This is a genomic window from Actinomadura sp. NPDC000600 (genome assembly GCF_040492135.1).
In the GTDB taxonomy this organism is placed as follows: Bacteria; Actinomycetota; Actinomycetes; order Streptosporangiales; family Streptosporangiaceae; genus Spirillospora.
In genome coordinates this window covers 57,743-76,819 of sequence record NZ_JBEUPD010000005.1, presented here as the reverse complement: position 1 = coordinate 76,819, position 19,077 = coordinate 57,743, and the positions used below count along the sequence as shown (strand labels likewise).

The 19,077-nt window shown below is 68.9% G+C and carries 10 protein-coding genes and 2 pseudogenes; 7 read left to right on the top strand and 5 right to left on the bottom strand.

Going from position 1 to position 19,077, the window contains the following annotated elements; genetic code table 11:
- Positions 1–5: 5 nt before the first annotated feature.
- Complete coding sequence (locus tag ABWI07_RS09355) at positions 6–5,492, top strand: DEAD/DEAH box helicase (protein WP_353818219.1); 5,487 nt, start codon at positions 6–8, stop codon at positions 5,490–5,492.
- A 422-nt stretch (positions 5,493–5,914) separates the two neighbouring features.
- On the opposite strand, the gene ABWI07_RS09350 is transcribed toward ABWI07_RS09355, so the two are convergent.
- Complete coding sequence (locus ABWI07_RS09350; protein ID WP_353818218.1) at positions 5,915–7,720, bottom strand: RecQ family ATP-dependent DNA helicase; 1,806 nt, start codon at positions 7,718–7,720, stop codon at positions 5,915–5,917.
- A 306-nt stretch (positions 7,721–8,026) separates the two neighbouring features.
- Between ABWI07_RS09350 and ABWI07_RS09345 the strand changes: the two genes are divergently transcribed.
- Positions 8,027–8,641: a class I SAM-dependent methyltransferase gene (locus ABWI07_RS09345; RefSeq protein WP_353818217.1), complete on the top strand. Its 615-nt coding sequence runs from the start codon at positions 8,027–8,029 to the stop codon at positions 8,639–8,641.
- Here the strand turns inward: ABWI07_RS09345 and ABWI07_RS09340 are convergent, their stop codons facing one another.
- Complete coding sequence (locus tag ABWI07_RS09340) at positions 8,642–9,586, bottom strand: TIGR01777 family oxidoreductase (protein WP_353818216.1); 945 nt, start codon at positions 9,584–9,586, stop codon at positions 8,642–8,644.
- A 172-nt stretch (positions 9,587–9,758) separates the two neighbouring features.
- Between ABWI07_RS09340 and ABWI07_RS09335 the strand changes: the two are divergent.
- Both ABWI07_RS09335 and dnaK read left to right on the top strand, forming a co-directional pair.
- Positions 9,759–10,565, top strand: a pseudogene (locus tag ABWI07_RS09335) (serine/threonine-protein kinase); the annotation flags it as partial.
- Between the two features lie 108 nt (positions 10,566–10,673).
- Positions 10,674–12,164: pseudogene (gene dnaK / locus ABWI07_RS09330) on the top strand (molecular chaperone DnaK); the annotation flags it as partial.
- Between the two features lie 41 nt (positions 12,165–12,205).
- On the opposite strand, the gene ABWI07_RS09325 reads toward dnaK, so the two are convergent.
- The gene (locus ABWI07_RS09325; RefSeq protein WP_353818215.1) at positions 12,206–13,504 is read right to left on the bottom strand and encodes a hypothetical protein; all 1,299 of its coding nucleotides are present in this window, start codon (positions 13,502–13,504) and stop codon (positions 12,206–12,208) included.
- Positions 13,505–13,988: 484 nt separating this feature from the next.
- Here ABWI07_RS09325 and ABWI07_RS09320 point away from each other — a divergent pair, with 484 nt between their 5' ends.
- The 3 genes from ABWI07_RS09320 (at position 13,989) to ABWI07_RS09310 (ending at position 17,205) form a co-directional block, all read left to right on the top strand.
- Positions 13,989–14,939 (top strand): RNA ligase family protein, encoded by a 951-nt coding sequence (locus tag ABWI07_RS09320; RefSeq protein ID WP_353818214.1) that lies wholly within the window; start codon positions 13,989–13,991, stop codon positions 14,937–14,939.
- A gap of 197 nt (positions 14,940–15,136) precedes the next feature.
- Positions 15,137–15,721, top strand: coding sequence for a dihydrofolate reductase family protein (locus ABWI07_RS09315; protein ID WP_353818213.1), 585 nt, complete (start codon positions 15,137–15,139; stop codon positions 15,719–15,721).
- A 65-nt stretch (positions 15,722–15,786) separates the two neighbouring features.
- Positions 15,787–17,205, top strand: a complete 1,419-nt coding sequence (locus tag ABWI07_RS09310; protein ID WP_353818212.1) for an MFS transporter — start codon at positions 15,787–15,789, stop codon at positions 17,203–17,205.
- A gap of 111 nt (positions 17,206–17,316) precedes the next feature.
- On the opposite strand, the gene ABWI07_RS09305 is transcribed toward ABWI07_RS09310, so the two are convergent.
- On the bottom strand, positions 17,317–18,261 hold the full coding sequence (locus ABWI07_RS09305) for an NADP-dependent oxidoreductase (RefSeq protein WP_353818211.1): 945 nt from the start codon (positions 18,259–18,261) through the stop codon (positions 17,317–17,319).
- 271 nt (positions 18,262–18,532) lie between these two features.
- The gene (locus ABWI07_RS09300; RefSeq protein WP_353818210.1) at positions 18,533–19,036 is read right to left on the bottom strand and encodes a MarR family winged helix-turn-helix transcriptional regulator; all 504 of its coding nucleotides are present in this window, start codon (positions 19,034–19,036) and stop codon (positions 18,533–18,535) included.
- Between the last annotated feature and the right edge of the window lie 41 nt (positions 19,037–19,077).

The window sequence follows — 19,077 nt, the reverse complement described above, 5'->3', positions numbered from 1 at the left end:
TATCAATGGTCTCGTTCGAAGCCGAGGCGCGCCGTGGGTTGGATGTCACGGGCACCTTCGACCGCCTTCGGGAGGCGTACTTCCGGTACTACGACACCCCATTCGGACTAGCCGACGAGCGACTGCAGCGGGAACGGCGGAAGCTCTTCGACCAGGACAACGGCGCGTTCCGGCTGCCCCTGATTGAGTTGCGGCCGGAGTATGTCACAGTTGACCGCACCCTCGACGAGTCCGCCGCTGCCGCCGGGGCACCGCCAGAACTCGCCGACTTCGCCAAGCGAGGTCTGCTCCCGCCTGACCGTTCGCTCTACCTCCACCAAGAGCACGCTCTCGCAGCCGGGCTAACGCCGGGTCGGAATATGATCGTCACGGCGGGCACAGGATCGGGTAAGACCGAATCGTTCCTGCTACCCGTACTCGGCTCGCTGCTCGCCGAATCGGCTGGCTGGGACGGGGGTCCTGCCCCCCTCGATCCGTGGTGGCGCACCTCCGGTTCGGAGTTCGCCTCCCAGCGCGATGGTGAGAGGGGTCGGCCCAAGGCCGTCCGCGCCCTGATCCTTTACCCGATGAACGCCCTGGTCGACGACCAACTGATGCGTATGCGCCGGGCACTGGATAGCGATGCCGTCCGCAGTTGGCTGGACACGCATCGCCAGGGCCACCGCTTCTATTTCGGGCGCTATACCGGCGCGACGCCCGTCACCGGACACCGGACGACTGAGACCGCGCTGGAGCGCCTGCGCGAGGTGCTTCTTGCCACTGAACAGCGCGGCGCACGGGCCGCCCAGGTCGCTGCCGAGACGGGCAATGACGACGTCCGCTACTTCGTGCCACGCCTGGACGGCGCAGAGATGCGCTCGCGCTGGGATATGGTCGACGCCCCACCGGATGTCCTCGTCACCAACTACTCGATGCTCAATGTGATGCTGCTTCGCGACCGGGACAGCCACTTCTTCGACTCAACCCGAGCCTGGTTGGACGCCAGCCCTGAGCACCGGTTCACCCTGGTCGTCGACGAGCTGCACACCTACCGGGGCACCGCAGGCACCGAGGTCGCCTACCTGCTAAGAAACCTCAAGCAGAGGCTTGGTCTAACCGAACGCCCCGACCAACTGCGCGTCCTTGCTGCCTCGGCATCGATCGATGCCGAGCGTGACCAGCAGTACCTCGAAGAGTTCTTCGGCGTCGATGCCGCGAGTTTCGAGTTTGTCCCCGGCAGTCTCGCCATGCCGGACACAGCAGCAGTCGGTACAGCTGCACATGTCTCAGCACTGATCGCCTCAGAAGCTGACGGAGCGGGCGATATCGCTCGGCAGGAGGGGCTGACCGACACGCTGCGCCGCGCCTTCCTCGATGAGGATGAAGACGGTAGCGAGAATGCCCTGGCGCGCCCGCTGAGCGATCTGGCCTGCCGAGTCTTCCCCGATGCGGAACCCGCTGACGCTGAAACCGCGCTCACGAAGGTGCTCTCGGCACTGGCGGCCAACCCGCTGGACAGCGACCCCAAGGTGCGTGCTCACTACTTCTTCCGCAACGTACCGGGGGTCTGGGCCTGTAGCGATCCCAAGTGCTCAGCGGCTCCCCATACTGATAAGCCGCGTCCGGTCGGTCGTCTGTATTCCGAGCCCAACCCCCGCTGCGAGTGCGGTTCCCGTGTCCTGGAATTGCTCTACTGCCAGAACTGCGGGGACGTGCTGCTCGGTGGCTTCGCCCCTGAAGGGCAAACACAGTTGAACCGTGTCGACACCTTGCTGTTGGCCGACGTACCCGAACTGGCCAAGCTGCCTGATCAGGTGAGGCTGGAGCGCACCGCCAACAACTACCTCGTGTATTGGCCGAACCCGGCAGCGGGGCTCGACGCGCTTGACCGCAGCGAGTGGAGCCGTGACGACAACCGCGTTCGCTACCGATTCCGGCGCAGCGAACTGACGCCCACGACAGGCGGTATTCGAAACGTCGGCACCCAAGGCGGGCACACCGGGTGGACGTTCCATGCCTTCGTTCCGCCGTCGGCACGGGCACGCCGCGACCCGGCAACGATCAGCCCGTTTCCAACGCAGTGCCCCTCCTGCGGCGATGACTGGGAAATCCAATACGGACGAGGAGGAGCGCGCCTACCGCACACCGACCCGCTAACCCAACGGTCCCCCATCCGTGGCATGAGGACGGGTTTCGAGAAGATCAACCAAGTACTCACGAGCGAGCTGGCGACCGACCTGGCCACCGATGAGCGTAAGCTGATCATGTTCACAGACAGCCGTCAGGACGCTGCCAAGCTGTCGTCCGGCCTCGCCCTCCGCCACTATCAGGACCTTCTCCGTCTCCTACTGCACAATCAGTTGGCAGCGCTGGGCGATGCCTCAGCTGATGTCGCTCTCGCGAAGGCGCACTTCATCGACCGGGAACGGTCGGCCGCGTCTTGGGCAGCCATCGAACGGCTGGAGAAGCGTGATGCCGCCACCTTCGACCGGTTGCGAGATATCTGGGACGAGCGTCCCGGCACCACCTCCGAGGATGAGCCGGGGCTCATCACCCGGTTGGACCAGGGTCCGAGCATCGCAGCGTCGGCGGGCGCGATCGCCGGCCAACTGCTCAGCATGGGGCTGAATCCGGGTGGGCCGCATGCCAGTCTGCAGCTGACCTCGAACGAGCGGAAATGGACCAGTCTGTACGACTGGGACGCCACGCCGCCCGCGCCCCGCGCCAACCTTTCGCCCGAGCAGGAAGCACTCCGGGCAGATATCAACTACTCGCTGCTGAAAGAAGTCCTTGAAGGGCTGTTCTCGGGGGCGGGGCGCGACTTCGAATCCCTCGGTCTTGGCTGGTTGACGCTAGCCAATGACAGCGACCCGATCGGCATCTCATCGGCGTCCGACCTTGCGTATACCCGCGCCAGCCTGCGAGTCCTAGCAGATCTACGCCGCTTCGACGGGTTGCGATCGCCACGTCCGGAACCTCCCCGGCAGCTCCGTAACTTCTGGCGGAAAATCGAGCACAACGGCGGCCCCAGCGAAGCAGAGCTCAGCGACATCTTCCTTGCCCGCTGCGGAACCGCTGTCCGTGACTACCTGATCGACCCCGACCTTGTCGTACTCCGCAGGGCAGGGGAGGTGGCTTGGGAGTGTGGCACCTGTGGCCGGTTGCATCTCACACGAGGCTGCGGGTACTGCACCCACTGCGGGCGGGCCTTGCCGGCAGACGGCACCGCGATCGAGCCGGAGAGCGACTACTACGGCTGGAAAGCCGTCCGGGATGCTGGGCGCTTCCGGTTCAACTGCGAGGAGCTCACCGGCCAGACCGATCGCATTGATGCCCAGACGCGGCAGGCGCGATTCCAAGGAGTCTTCCTTAACACGGGCCAGCACGCCGAGGTACCGTCGGCTGACGGCATCGACCTGCTCAGTGTGACCACTACGATGGAAGCCGGTGTGGATATCGGCGCCCTCTCGGCTGTGGTGCTCGGCAATATGCCCCCCACGCGGTTCAACTACCAGCAGCGTGTCGGACGGGCTGGCCGTCGCGGAAACCCTGTCGCCATCGCCCTGACCGTCTGCCGGGGCCGTAGCCACGACGAGTACTACTTCGATCAACCCGGTCGGATTACCAACGACCCGACGCCGGAGCCGTACTTGGCGGTGGATCGCCGAGAGATCTTCAGCCGGTCGCTCAGGGCCGAGGTGCTCCGCCTGGCAATGCCGGACATCGAGAAGGCGACCAGCGAGGGTGGTGCGGATTTCACGCCGACCATCAACGTCCATGGCGCCTTTGGTCTTGTGGCGGAGTGGGCAGAGGCTCTACAGCACCTGGAGCGGTGGCTGCTCGGCAACCGCGGCCTCGTGCGCGGTATCGCGGCCGCGCTGGCCGACCGGACTCCACTCGCCACGGACTCCGCGGCCCTGGCAGATGCTTGTGTGGCCGAGCTCCCGGTCCTGATCAGCCAGGCGGCCGGGCCGGGCTCTGTCGGACACGACGAGCTGAGCCAGCGCTTGGCGGAGCAGGGTGTCCTGCCGATGTTCGGCTTCCCGACAAGCGTCCGCTACCTGTACTTGAAGCGCCCATTCCGCTCGGATCCGTGGCCTCCAGCCGACGTCATAGACCGTGACCTCGCCATGGCAGTCAGCCAGTTCGCCCCGATGAGCGAGGTGGTGCGGGACGGTCGAGTGCACACCGCCGTCGGAGTGGCAGCGTTCGAGCCGAATGGGCGTCGTCGCCCTCGGCATCCCGCGATGGACGAGCTTGGAATCGACAGGATGGTCTACCTGTGCCGGTCATGCTCTTTCCTCTCCGACGAGGATCTCGGTGACATCCCGACGTGCCCGCAGTGCGGCTATGGCCCCGAGGGATTCGCCCGGATGCCGCTCCGGGAGCCCCTAGGGTTCCGAGCCGGGGGCAAGCGGGATTTTGATGGCAACTTCTCGTGGACGCCCCGTGCCATGGCCGCGCGAGCGCTGGCTGACCTGAGCCAACTCCGTCAGACGAGCCTCGGAGCGGCATCGGCGTACAGCGGCCCGGGACGCCGGTTCGCAATCAACGACAACGGCGGCAGACTCTTCCGTTTCAAGGCAGCAGCAAAGGACGGGCTCGACTGGGGCGGTTACGTTGCCGTCGAGGCAGTCGAAAAGGGGATTCTCCCTTCGGCCGTGGCTGAGGGCGACCCCTTCGAGGTGGCGCTTGGTGCTGTTCAGCCGACCGACTTCCTGTTCCTCGGTCCGCAAACTGGCTCGTTCCCGAGCGAGGGACTGCGGCTGAACTTCTCGGCTGGTCTCCAGCCTTCCGGGGTCAGCGAGGTGACCGATGGCCGGCGGGCTGCCTGGTACTCGCTGGCGTTTCTGCTGCGCAAGGTCGCGGCCTCTGAACTCGACATCGAGCCACTCGAGCTTACCGCCGGCCTCTTCGCGGGTCTGGCCGACAACAATGAGCCCGCGCCGTACGCGTTCATCGCAGACACCCTGGAGAACGGAGCGGGCTTCTCGACTCATCTCGGGCGGGAGGATGTACTTCCAACGTTCCTGAACGCCGTCGAGCAATATCTCGACCGGTTGGCAAAGGCTGATCACGCCAGCACCTGTTCGGCGTCCTGCTACAAGTGCCTGCGCGACTACGGGAACATGTCTTACCACGCCCTCCTGGACTGGCGGCTGGCACACGACCTGCTGAAGGTCCTGCGACACGGCAGACTTTTTGTCGAGGAGCAACGACTACAGGCGGCTCTTGAGCTATGGGCACGCGGACACAACGCCACGGTGCTCAACGATGTGCCGGGCGCAGCGCGGTTCCGGCATCCGCGCCTTGGCGATCACGTCGTAATCGTCCGGCACGCCCTGGAAGCATCCGAAGGCGACTTCATGACCGAGCGCTTGGCGAGGGCCCTCGCTAGGGTCGAGATAGAAGAGAAAGGCATCCGCGGCGTGGTCTTCGTCGACGACATCACCCTCGACCGCAATCCGGGCAGAGTGTTTCAACTCTGCGACGCAATCCGGGGGGCCATATGAGCCGGCCGAGCAGGAGGACTGGCTGGCTGTCGCCGCCTGGCGCTTGGTGCCTGATCGAGTGCCCCGCATCGATTGAGGTGCGCCGGGTTAGATGATGCCGGCTTACCCGTTGCCGGTTAGCACTGGAGCGTTGGTGGGACGGTGGTGAGCGTATTCGGGGTCACCTGGGTCCTGCAGTGCGCCGGAGCGGTAGACCAGCCGCGTCCCCCGAGCATCGGTGGCAGCGTCATGACATAGCACTGGGCACGGACGGCGCCGGACCAGGGGACCACCGTGACGCGGCAAGCGTCCTACCGAACGTTCCGTACCGGCGCTGCCTGGATCACCGAGCCAGCCAATTCGCCGTCGCGATGGTGCAGCTTTCCATCGCGCGGGTCTCGTTGACGTAGCCCGTGGTGAGGGCGGTGTCCTGTGGGCTGGGGTCAGGGCGTGCCGGTGGGGGACTTCTTGCGGTCTGCGGTGGGCTTGGTTCGGCGTCCTCGGGGTGTCCGGCGGCGTGCGCGGCCGCGGCGGCCTGGTCGGGAGTCGGTAGAGGGGGCGTCGGGGTGGAGGGTTAGGAGGTCTTCGTCGCGTTGGATCGCTTCTAGGGAGAGGGTGCGGTAGCCGGCGTCTTCGAAGAGGACGGTGATTCGGTCGGGTTCTACTCGCATGACCGTTCCGGTTCCCCAGGCGGCGTGCTGCACCTCGGCGTGCAGGGGGAATGAGTTGTCGTCGGCCTGATCCGGGGATGCGGCTGATTTGTCGGGACGGGGCGGCTCGGTGCGCGCTCCGGCTCGGCATATGTCGCAGTTTCCGCATGGGCCCTCGTAGGGCTCGCCCAGGTACTCCAGTAGGAAGCGGCGGCGGCAGTCCGTTGTCTCCGCGTAGGCGCGCATCATGTCGATGCGTGAGTCATCGACGCGGCGGCGGTTCTCGTCTAGTTCCGTGGCGCGTGCCACGGCTTCCTCGGGTTGTGGGCCTTCCTGGACGTATCGCAGGTCTCCCCGGCCCGTCGTCTCCACGGCTCCGGTCTGTTCCAGCAGGTTCACCAGGTTGGTGAGCTTCGATGCGCCGACGCCCAGGGTGGTGCGCATCTCGCTCGCCGGGACGGTGCCTCCATGGGCCTGGAGGAGCGTCGCGGTCTGGAGCAGCTTCTCCTCGTCTGGTTTGCCTGCGGCGAAGAAGCGTCGCAGGCCGAGGTCCTGCGAGCGGTAGTACAGGACGGCCGCGGCGGGCTCCCCGTCCCGTCCGGCACGGCCGATCTCCTGGTAGTACGACTCCGGGGACTCAGGCGGAGCGGCGTGCAACACGTAGCGGACGTCGGGCTTGTCGATCCCCATGCCGAACGCCGAGGTGGCCACGACGACGTCGAGCTCGTCGTTCTGGAACGCCTCGTGCACTCGGTGGCGGTCCGCTGCCTTTATCCCGGCGTGGTAAACAGCTGCGCGGAGGCCCGCCTCGGTCAGCTCCTCGCCGTATGCCTCGGCATCGCGTCGGGTGGCGACGTAGACGAGGCCCAGCCCCTTTCGGCCGGCGGCGTCCTCGACCAGTGCCCGCCTCTTGTCCGTCTCCTCGTGGAACCGGCGTACCTTCAGCGACAGGTTGGGGCGGTCGAAACCGCGGACGATCTGCCGTGCATCGCCGATCCCGAGCGCCGCGATGATGTCATCGCGTACCGGTGGCGAGGCGGTCGCGGTCAGGGCGATCACCGGGGGATGCCCGAGACGCTCGACCACCCGGCCGAGCCGCTGGTAGTCCGGTCGGAAGTCGTGGCCCCACGAGGAGACGCAGTGCGCCTCGTCCACGGCGATCAAGGAGGGGCGCACGGCGGCGAGCCGCTCCACTACTGACTGCTTGGCCAACTGCTCGGGTGAGAGAAAGATGTACTCCGCTCGCCCCGCCCGGATCTGGTCCATGGCGTCCTCGCTCGCGCCGTCGGACTGGGCGGAGTTGACCATCACGGCGCCGCCGGCGTCGCGACCGGCGAGCGCGACCATCTGGTCCCGCTGCAAGGCGATCAGGGGCGAGATCACCACGGTCGGCCCGGGAAGCAGCTGGGCAGGGACCTGGTAGACGGCGGACTTGCCGCCGCCGGTCGGCATGATCAGCAGTACGTCCCGGCCCCGCAGCAGGTGCTCCATCGCCTCGCCCTGGCCAGGGCGCAGGTCCGGCCAGCCGAACACCTCCCTGGCAACCCGGCGCAGGCGGCGACGCCTGCCCATCCGACCCCAGCCGATCCGCCTGCCCATCCAAGTCCTCCTCGCGCCGTGTCGTGCCGGCGAGTTCGAGGATCGTATGCGGTACGAGACCGACCGTCCCCCCTCGACGGAAGCGACGAAACACGCGGGTCTCTCCCTCAGAAGCCTCCTCGGAAACCTTCGGTGGCCTTGGGCTGCGGAAACGCCCGCCGACCACCTGCCAACGGGTCCCCCGGCGGCGTTGCGGTGCCCCGCGTGGCCCTGCCACCGGTACCGGCATGGCCGGGGGCGCAGCGGATCAGAGCGTCGGATGAGCTCGGTTACCCTGGCGTACCGGCTACCGCGAAGGGGGCGTCGATGAGCCGCTGGTCCGATCTGACTGGTGGGAGTTCCGGGGCGTCCTACGCCGCCCGGTTCGCCGACCTCGCCGCCTCTGGGGCGGACGTGCACGGCGAGGCGCGGCTGTGCGCCTCGCTGGTTCCGCCGGGTTCGCGAGTGCTGGACGCCGGCACCGGTACCGGACGGGTCGCGATCCGGCTCGCCGAACTCGGCTACACCTGCGTCGGAGTGGACCTGGACGCCTCCATGCTGGCCGAGGCCCGCCGCACGGCCCCCGAGATGACCTGGATCAAGGCTGACCTGGCCACCCTCGAACTGCCGGACGCCGATCCCTTCGATCTCGTCGTGGCCGCGGGCAACGTCATCCCCCTGCTGACTCATGGCACCGAGCCTGCGGCCATCCGGGCACTGGCCGAGGTCCTGCGTCCAGGCGGGCTTCTCATCGCGGGGTTCGGCCTGGACGCCGCTCACCTTCCGGTGCCGCCGAGCGTGGATCTGGCCGGCTACGACGCCTGGTGCGCAGCCGCCGGGCTGAGCCTCCACCAGCGCTTCGCCACCTGGGACGGCGACGACTACCACGGCGGCGGCTACGCCGTCAGCGTCCACCGCCGGGACTCCACCGCGGACGGGTGATCACCGCGAGTGGCGGACGCGCTGGACGAGGTCTTCGGCGGCCTCCCGCCACTGAGGACGCTGGAAGGTGAAGCCTGCTTCGAGCAGGCGGCCGGGGACGACGCGGCGGCTTTTCAGCAGTAGTTCGGTGTCCGAGCGCAGTGCGAGCGCTCCGAGTTCGGCCATCCATTTCGTCGCGGGCAGGCCCACCGGGACTCCCCACGCCCTGCGTAGTTCCCGCATCAGGGAGCGTTGCGGCACGGGATTGGGGGCGGCCAGGTTCACCGGCCCGGTGATGTCGTCCCGGTCGATCAGGAACTCCACCGCGCGGACGAAATCCTGGTCATGGATCCAGGACACGTACTGCGCGCCGCCCGCGACCGGGCCGCCGAGGCCGAGCCGGGCCAGCCAGAGCAGGTAGTCGAAGACCCCGCCGCGATCGGGGCTCATCACCATGGCGGAGCGCAGGGCGACCTTGCGAGTGGACGGTGTCCCGGCCCGCTGCTGCGCCCGCTCCCAGTTCTTGGCGATCTTCACGCTGTAGGCCCAGTAGCCGGGGACTCCGGGCTCGGTGCCGCCGATGATGCCGGACGCCTCGTCGTTGGGCGCGTCGAAGCGGTGGGCGTAGATGGTGGCGGTGCTCATCTGGAGCCAGACCCGAGGGGGCTTCGCGGCGCCGGCGATCGCCGCGCCGACGACCTCGGTGGAGCGCACCCGCGAATTCATCATGTCCTGCAGGTTGGCCGGCGTGTACCGGCAGCTCACGCTGCGCCCGGCCAGGTTGATCACGACATCGCTGCCGTCGATCGCCTCGGCCCACGTTCCCAGCGTCTCGCCGTCCCAGCCGATCTCGTGCTCGCGTGCCGGGCGCCTCGTCAGGACCACGACGTCATGGCCGGTGGCGGTCAGCGCGCGATGCAAGATCGCGCCGACCTGGCCGGTTCCCCCGGGAATCACAATCCTCATCGGACCCTCTCCTTCTGCCGAAACGACCCTAACGCGAATATTTGAACGTGTTCAACACCGGGTCGCGTAGAAGCTCTGGCGCTTCCACCGAGCAGAGGCGAATCGTCTCGGCCGCCCTGCGGGTGCGGTGGAACTCTCGTAGATTCGGGGCGGGTCTTGGCGGAGGTGCTGGGTGCTGGTTGCGGGGTCGGTGGTGGCGGGCCGATACCGGGTGCTGGAGCTGCTCGGTGAGGGCGGCATGGGCCAGGTGTGGCGCGGAGAGGACGTGCGGCTGGAACGGGCGGTCGCGGTCAAGGTGCTGCTGCCCCATCTGCTGCACGGTCACGTGCGCGCGCAGGCGCTGTCGCGGTTCGAGCGCGAGGGCAGGGCGGCGGCGCGGTTGTCGCACCGCAACATCGCCGTCGTCCATGACGTCGGCGAACATGCCGGCCAGCCCTACCTGGTTCTGGAGTACTTGCGCGGGCGCGATCTGAAGAGCCTTCTGCGGGAGTTCCCCCACGGGCTGCCGGTCGAGGACGCGCTGAGCTACGGCGCTCAGACGGCCGAGGGGCTGGCGGCCGCGCACGCGGCCGGGATCGTCCACCGCGACGTCAAGCCGGCCAACCTCGTGCTCGGCGGCGACGGGACGGTGAAGATCTGCGACTTCGGGATCGCCCGGCTGCACGACGCCACCGCCGGGCTGACCGGCGACGCCAGGATCGGCACGCTGGCATACATGGCCCCAGAGCAGTTCCTGGGGCAGGCCGTCGATCATCGCGTCGACCTCTACGCGCTCGGCGCGACCCTGTTCCAGATGCTGACCGGCCGCCATGTCTTCGCCGGCGAGGACGCCCGCGCGGTGATCGCCCAGCACCTGAACGCGCCGCCGCCCGCGGCGCGCGCACTACGACCGGACATTCCGCCCCAGGTCGACGAGTGCCTTCAGGCACTGCTGACCAAGGAGCCCGGTCGGCGGCCTCAGGACGCGACGGCGGTGGCCCGACATCTGTGGGGGCTTCGGCGCTCGCGAGCTGACGGCGACCGGGCCCGAGGGAGCGCGTCTTCGCGAGCGACGGCCGGCCGCTCCGATCGGACCCGTGCGGTCGGTATCGACCTCGGCACGACCAACTCGGTCGTCACGGTCATGAAGAACGGAAGGCCCACGGTGATCGCGAACGCGGAGGGCTCGCGGACCACGCCGTCCGTCGTCGCGTTCGCCAAGAACGGCGAGGTCCTGGTCGGCGAGGTCGCCAAGCGCCAGGCGGTGACCAACGTGGACCGGACGATCCGGTCGGTCAAGCGCGAGATGGGCACCGGCTGGAAGGCCGTCATCGATGCCGAGGAATTCGTCCCGCAGCAGGTCAGCGCGTTCGTGCTGCGGAAACTGAAGCGGGACGCCGAGTCCTATCTGGGCGAGGCGGTCACCGAGGCGGTCATCACCGTGCCCGCCTACTTCTCCGACCGCCAGCGGCAGGCCACCAAGGAGGCGGGACGGATCGCGGGCCTGAACGTCCTGCGCATCATCAACGCGCCTACTTCCGCCGCGCTGGCCTACCACCTGGAGAAGGAGGACGAGGCCACCATCCTGGTCTTCGACCTCGGCGGCGGCACGTTCGACGTGTCCCTGGTGGAGGTCGGTGACGGCGTGGTCGAGGTGAGGGCCACCAGCGGCGATGACCACCTGGGCGGTGACGACTGGGACGACAAGGTCGTCGACTGGCTGGTCGAGCGGTTCAAGAACGCCAACGGCGTCGACCTGTCCAAGGACAAGATGGCGCTGCAGCGGCTCCGCGAGGCCGCGGAGAAGGCCAAGATCGAGCTGTCCTCCTCGTCGGAGACGCAGATCAGCCTGCCCTACATCGCCGCGTCCGCGAATGGTCCGCTGCACCTCGACGCGAGGCTCACCCGCGCCGAGTTCCAGGCGATGACCGCCGACCTGCTGAGCCGTTGCCGGGCTCCGTTCCGGCAGGTGATCAAGGACGCCGCGATCGGAATGGACGAGATCGACCACGTGGTGCTGGTCGGTCGGGCCACCCGGATGCCCGCGGTCTCCGAACTGGTCAGGGAGCTGACCGGCGGCAAGGAGCCGAACAAGGGCGTCAACCCGGACGAGGTCGTCGCGATCGGCGCCGCCCTCCAGGCCGGCGTGCTCAAGGGCGAGGTGAAGGACCTCCTTCCCATGGACGTCACCTCCCGAAGCCTCGGCATCGCGACCCGCGACGGGGCGACTCTCGCCTCGCTGTCGGAGAACGAGACGCTCCGCGGGTTCGTCGAGTGCGGCACCAGCATTCCCGTCAGGCGGTCGGACGTGCTCACCACGGCGGAGGACAACCAGCCTTCGGTGGAGATCCGGGTGTTCGAAGGCGAGCACGAGATCGCCGCGTACAACACCTGGCTCGGCACCTTCCAGCTCGCCGGCCTGCCCCCGGTTCCGCGCGGCGTCCCGCAGATCGAGGTCGCCTTCGACATCGACATCCAGGGAACCGTCTGCGTCAGCGCGAGGGACCTCGGCACAGGTCAGCAGCGGTCGATGGTCGTCACCGGCGCCTCGGCACTCCCCGAGTACGACATCGACCGCATGAGACGCCGAGCCGAGCAGTAAGGCCTCCTGGTCCAGGCGCCGCCCTTCGCCCTAAGAGGTCAGCCGCACTTGTTGACGGGGACGCCGTAGAGGGCGCGTTGCTTTGCGTGTTCGGCGACCGTCCAGATGCGGTCCTGGCCGCGGTAGCAGGTCAGGTCCTCGGGGCCTCTGGCGAGGCTCTGCGTGCTCTTTTTCTCCCAGCGGCCCTTGCTCTGGTTCCACACGGCGTGCAGGAGGACTCCCGGGCGGGCGCCCTTGCCTGTGGCGTTGTGGCCGAACCAGGCGTGTTCTTCGCCGCCGTTGAGATACGCGGTCACGCCGCCCTGGACCCGTTTGACCGGCAAGGTGGAGACCGCGAGCGCGCGGGCCCGTCCGTCGGCGCCGGTGGACGGCTCCCCGTTCCTCAGCCGCCAGGTGGCCATGCGGCCGTTCGGCGCGTTCCTGCCCGAGCCCTTCGGGCAGTACTCGCCGGTGACCAGGGAGTCCACCCCGCTGCGGTCGACCGACACCCAGGACCACTTGGGCGGGCCGCCGGCCTTGCAGCTCTTCAGCGGCCCCTTGCCCTTGGCGTTCACCCAGCTGCCCACCTGCGGCATCACGTACCGGTAGCCGTGGCCGTAGTACGTCTTGCCGTGCAGGCCGACCCGGCCCTTCTTCTTGGTGGTGCCGTTCTTGCTCTTGCCGAGGTCGAAGATCCGGCGCATGTCGAACACCCGCAGACCGAGCTGTGTCTCGGCGACGTAAAGGTGGTTGCCATACCAGGCGACCCCTCCCGCGTGACTCTCGATGTCCCTGTAGCTGGGCTTCTTCCCCTTCGTCATGCCGGGCATGACGAGCAGCACGTGCCGGTACGTGCGCTTCCTGAGGTTGACGAACGTGACGCGGATGTTCTTCGCCTTCGGCGCGTACCAGGTGACCACCATCGTGTACCCGGCGCTGCCCCACTTCTCGTTGTCCTTGGCGTCGGAGACGCTCGAGACGCCCTGCGGGATCCATTTCTCCTTGACGGAGTCCTCGCCGCTCGCCCAGCAGTACGTGAGCGCTTTGCCCGGAACCTGGGCCTTCTTCGGGGGACAGCCCTTCGAGCCCTCCGCGCGGAGCTTGCGGTTGCCCTTCGCGTTGAGCAGCGCCTGGACGCCGCTCTTCTTCAGCTTCTTGTCGAGCGCCCTGACGACCTTCGCCTTGCCGGCACCCCTCTTGATCACGAAGTCGGCCTTCCCGGGGGTCGCCGCCGCGGCAGCGGAGACCGGCGAGAGGGGGACGTCCGATGTGCCGGGAAATGCGAAGACACCGCCGACCATGACGACCGGCAGGGCGACGCTCACGGCGCCGACCCTCAGCTTGCGCCGGTAGTCCACTTGATCACCTCCGGAGGGTAGCGACGAACGTAACATTCGCCGAATCTCCCCCAAAGAACGCCCTATGTGATTGTGTCGCGACCATATGTCACAAGAGGGAGCTCGTCGTTGCTTCCAGCAAAGCTCACTTCACTGTCCGTAGTCAGAGAATTGAGCTTCCCTTTACTCTCTGCCGCAACCGAACACCGCGGAGTTGGGCGACCCGCCGCTGACCGTGGTGTGCCGGTCGGGAACGTCCAGCGGCTCCGCGGTTCTCCGCGAACGACTCCACGTCCATGCCGTCGGGTCCGTGCATGATCGTGTAGCGCGTCGGGTCGTCCTGACGAGCAGGTCCTGGGGCTCACCCGGCTCGGGTGGAGACCGAGCGGCGGTCTGGACTGGACGTTCGAAAACAAGTTGATCTCTGGAGGGGCGTCGGAGAGGCTGCCCGCCGGAGTGTCTCGGCCGGGTAGCAGGCGTCCGGGCGTGGAACGGAGGTCGGGGCGTGTGGTATCCGAAGATCCCGCAGCGGTTCGGCGACGGGCCGTTGCCCAGCGGGAGTTGGGTGGCTGAGGAGAAGGTGCACGGCGCCCATCTCGCGTTGGTCAGCGACGGCCGGACGGCACGGGCCGCCGGGCGGCGCGGGCTGCTGGACGAGGATCGGCTTGAGGCGTTCTTCGGGGTGACGCGTCTGTGGCCGGTTTTGGCGACAGCGGCGGCGGCAGCGGCCCGGGCGGCCGGACAGGACGTGGTCTTGTACGGGGAGCTGGCCGGCGGAGGCTATCCGCACCCCGATGTACCGCCGGTCGAGGGCATCGGCCCAGTCCAGACCGGCGTGTGGTACAGCCCTGAGCTGGTGTGGCTGGCGTTCGACGGCGCCGCCGGCACATCGTCGGGACCGCGCTGGATGAGCCGCGCGGAACTGGCGGAGCTGGTGGCCGGTGTCGGCTTGGAGTGCGTGCCCCTGGTAGGTCAAGGCCGGCGGCAAAAGCTGAGGGAACTGACGGTCGACTTTCCGACGCTGGTGCCCGGCGCGCTGGGTCTTCCCGGCCTGCCCGGTAACCGCGCCGAAGGCTACGTCCTCAAGCCCGCCGGATCCTGGGATGCGAGCGAACGGGGACCGCGGCCGGTACTGAAGGTCAAGCACCCCGACTTCGCCGAGGACGCCCGCTACAACGGCGCCCGGCCGTTCGTCCCGCCGCCCGGCGGGGTGGCAGGGATACCGGGCTGGCTGCTGGCCGCCGCGGTCGATCGGCTCACCCCGCCGCGAGTGGACGCGGCCCGCAGCAAACTCGGCCCGGCCGCCGACGCCGCCGAGTTGGCCGCCGAGGTGGCGGCCGACCTGCTCGCCGACCTCGATGACGACCTGGGCGGCCTACCCGAACTCGACCGCCGGCGCCTGGCCGCCGCGCTCATGCCCGCGGCCCTCACCCTGGCCACACTGCAAGACCGCTGAACCAGCCTTGTCTGGTCGGCCGACGCACCACCCCACAGCGCTTCGGCTTGAGCTCGGCGAACGAGGTTCCCATAGATCAGCCGCTCCCCCGCCAAGGTCGGGACCGAGATTCTGGATGGGTGTCGATTTGCGGGGTTGGGGTTCGTGTAGGGGGTGATGGGTCGCGCCAGGGGCGGCCCGGTGGAGGAGGATCGGTCATGCGGGTGGTCAGGGTCACGATGTTCGTCACGCTTGATGGGGTCGTGCAGGGGCTGGGGCGGTCGGATGAGGACACCCGGGGCGGGTTCGTCCATGGCGGGTGGGGGCCTCAGTACAACGACGAGGTCATGGGGCGCGAGATGGCCAAGGGGATGGCCAACGCCGGGGACATGCTGTTCGGGCGCCGGACGTGGGAGGACTTCTACAAGGCGTGGGGGCGGGCCACCGACGGCAACCCGTTCACCACTCACATGAACGCGGCCCGGAAGTATGTCGTGTCCAGGACGTTGGACGACGCGGACGCGTGGGAGAACTCGGTTCTGCTGCGGGGCGAGGCCGTCGAGACGGTGGCCGAGTTGAAGGGGCGGCCGGGGCCCGATCTGGCGATCAACGGGAGTGCGTCGCTCGTCCAGAGCCTGCATGCGGCCGGGTTGATCGACCAGTACACGCTGCTCATCCATCCGCTGACCCTGGGCAGCGGCAAGCGGCTCTTCGAGGGGCCCGCGCCCTTGGTCGAGTTCGAACTCACCGGGAGCGTCACCACTAGCAAGGGCGTGATCATCGCTCACTACGACCGGAGATGACCTTGTCGAGGTAAGGGGGGTTGGTTAGCTTTCGGGCTACCTTCGCCTCGGTGTTAGGACCCCCGATGCTCCCTCAGAAGGCGTCCCGCCGGCCTCGCGTGTCCGGGGCCGGCGGGGGGCCGGCGCTGGCCCTGCTGTGCGGCGCACAGCTCACGTTGGTGGTCGATGCCTCGATCGTGAACATCGCGCTGCCCAGCATCCAGCGCGGGCTCGGGTTCAGCGACGCCGGGCTCTCGTGGGTGGTCAACGCCTACACGCTCGCCTTCGGCGGGCTGCTGCTGCTCGGTGGACGGGCCGGTGACCTGTTGGGCCATCGGCGGGTGTTCTCGGCGGGGGTCGGGGTCTTCACCGTCGCGTCGCTGGTCGGGGGGCTCGCGGTCACGCCGGGATGGCTGCTCGCGGCCAGGGCCATGCAAGGGGTCGGGGCCGCGTTGGCGGGGCCGGGGGCGCTGGCACTGCTCGCGACCACGTTCCAGGACGCGGAGCGCAGGAGCCGGGCGCTGGCCGTGTTCTCCGTCGTCGCGAGCGCGGGGATGGTGGCCGGGCTGGTGCTCGGCGGTGTCCTGACGGCGTGGGCGTCCTGGCGGGCGGTCCTGTTCGTCAACGTGCCGGTGGGCTTGGCGATCATGCTGCTCGTGCCGCGGGCCGTCCGGGAGTCGGCGAGGCGGGAGGGACGGTTCGACGCGGGCGGGGCGCTCATGTGCACGGTGGGGTCGACGCTGCTGGTGTACGGGTTCATCCGGGCGGCCGAGCGGGGGTGGTCCGGGGGGCTCACGGTCGCCGCCTTCTCCGGGGCGGGCGTGCTGCTGGCGCTGTTCCCGGTGGTCGAGGCGCGGGCGCGGCAGCCGATCGTGCCGCTTTGGCTGTTCGCCGACCGGGACCGGGTGGGCGCCTTCCTCATGCGGTTCCTGCTGACGGCGGCCATGAGCGGGATGCTGTTCTTCCTGACGCTCTACGTGCAGGGGGTCCTGGGGTACGGGCCGTTGGAGACCGGGTTCGGGTTCCTGCCGACGACGGTCGCGCTGATCGCGGCCAGCCGGGCGGTCCCCTGGCTGCTCCCCCGGTACGGGCCGCGGCCGATCATGGCGGCGGGGGCCGTGCTGTGCGTTGTCGGGATGGTCTGGCTGACGCAGGTGTCGCGGGACAGTTCCTATGTCGGGATGATCCTCGGGCCGGTGCTGCTGTTCGGCGCCGGGACGGGGCTGGTGGCGGTGGCGGCGACGTTCGTGGCGATGGCGTCGGTGCCGGCCGCGGAGTCGGGGGCCGCCTCGGCGCTGCTGCAGAGCATGCAGCAGATCGGCGGGTCGCTGGGCGTCGCCGTCCTGGTCACCGTGGACCACGCGGGATCGTCGGTGGTGGACGGCATGCGGGACGCGTTCACGGCCGGGATGGGGTTCACCGCCTGCATGCTCCTGGCGCTGGTCGCCTTCCGCGTCCAGGGGCGTTCCGGGGCGGAGGGACGAAGGCGCAGCTCGCAGCCATAGCGCCATACCGTCGGACGGCAGTCCGCCCGCCTCAGGGGAGGCGGGCGGACGCGCTCGGCGGCTTCACCGGGAGGGGCGGCCACGCGGTCAAGGTGCCGGTGGGCGGTGCCGTCAGGCGCCGGGCGAGAGGACGACGACCTTGCCGGACACCTCGCCCGCGGCGGCCCTGGCGTGCAGCGCCGGCAGCTCGGCCAGCGGCACCCGCTCGGCGACGTCGACGCGCAGTTCGCCGCTGTCGACCAGGTCCACCAGCTGCGAAAGCTGTCCGGCGTCACTGCGGACGAAGAGGTTCACGCCGCGCACGCCGCGCGCCTCGTCGGAGGGCGCGGGCATCCACACCGTCGTGTTCGCGATGACCCCGCCCGGCCGGACCAGGGCAGGCAGCGCGGCCAGCTGATCCGGATCGACCGGCGCGAGGTTGAGTACGACGTCGACCGGCTCGGCCACCGCCGAGGACAGCGCTGTGGCGGTGTGGTCGACGACCTCGTCGGCGCCCGCCGCCCGGACGCGTTCGGCGCTGCGGGAGCCGGCCGTGGCGATCACGTGGGCGCCGGCCCTCTTGGCCAGCTGGACGGCGTAGCCGCCGACCGCTCCGCCCGCGCCGTTGACCAGTACGCGCTGCCCGTCCGCCAGGTCGGCGTGGTCGAAGAGCGCCTGCCATGCGGTCAGGCCCACCAGCGGCAACGCGGCGGCATCGGCCAACGGGATGTTCTCGGGCGCGGGCGTGAGCACCTCGGCCGGCGCGAGGACATACTCCGCGGCGGCGCCGACCCCCGTCATGGGCAGGAAGCCGATGACCTCGTCGCCGACCTCGAAGCCGTCGACGTCCTCGCCCAGCGCGTCGATCGTTCCGGCGACGTCGAGGCCGGGCGTGTGCGGCAGCGTCACGGGGATGGGCCCACGCATGCCACCCGCACGAATGCTGGCATCGACGGGGTTGAACGACGTCGCGGCGACGCGGATCCGGACCTCGCTGGCTCCGGGGACGGGCCGCTCCGCGTCCTCGTAGCGCAGGACGTCGGGGTCGCCGTACTCGTGGAAACGCACTGCCTTCATCGGAGCTCTCGCCTTCACTGGTAGCAGTTGCTTCAAATTCGAAGCGCTCGCGGCCACGGTACTGCTGATTCAAATTCGAAGCAAGTGACGTCCGACACCCTCGGCCCCGGCCGGGATGAGGTCGGAAGAACGTCGCGGCCTCGCGGGCTCAGCGAAGACGCCGAAGGGCACGGCGGACACGCGACCGTTGTTGTCGCGGAGGTGGGGCAGGCGGGCGGCTACATGCGCCGACAGTTGCCGCGTCGAGCCGCGGGACTGCGGCCCGGAGTCGTCACGTCCCGCGCTTGCGGCGGCGGGGGGCCGCCGAGCGGGGCGGTGCCGAGCGCATGTGGTCCCGTACCGGGACGAGCAGGTCGGCGAGGGCCTTGACGTCGTCGGGCGACAGCGGCTCGAAGAGCAGGCCGCTCACGACCTCGATGTGGCCGGGCAGCACCTTGGCGAGCAGCGCGCGTCCGGCATCGGTGATGGTGACGGTGATGCCCCGCTCGTCGTCCGCGGCGGGGGCGCGTACGACGAGGCCCGCCTTCTCCAGCAGGCCCGCCTGGTAGGTCAGGCCGCTGCGGCTGTAGACGACGCCGTCCGCCAGGTCGGTCATGCGGTGGCTGCCCGTCGGGGAGTCTCCGAGGCGGGCCAGCAGCTGGAACTGCACATAGCTGAGGTCGCCGGCCTCGCGCAGCTGCTGCTCGACCGCGTGCCGGAGCAGGCTGGTCACCTCGATGAGGGCGAAGTACGCGCCGAGCTGCGCGGGGTCGAGCGACGGCGGCGTATCGGGCATGGCCGAAGTCTACTGATGCGAATTCGAAGGGTCCGGTGCGA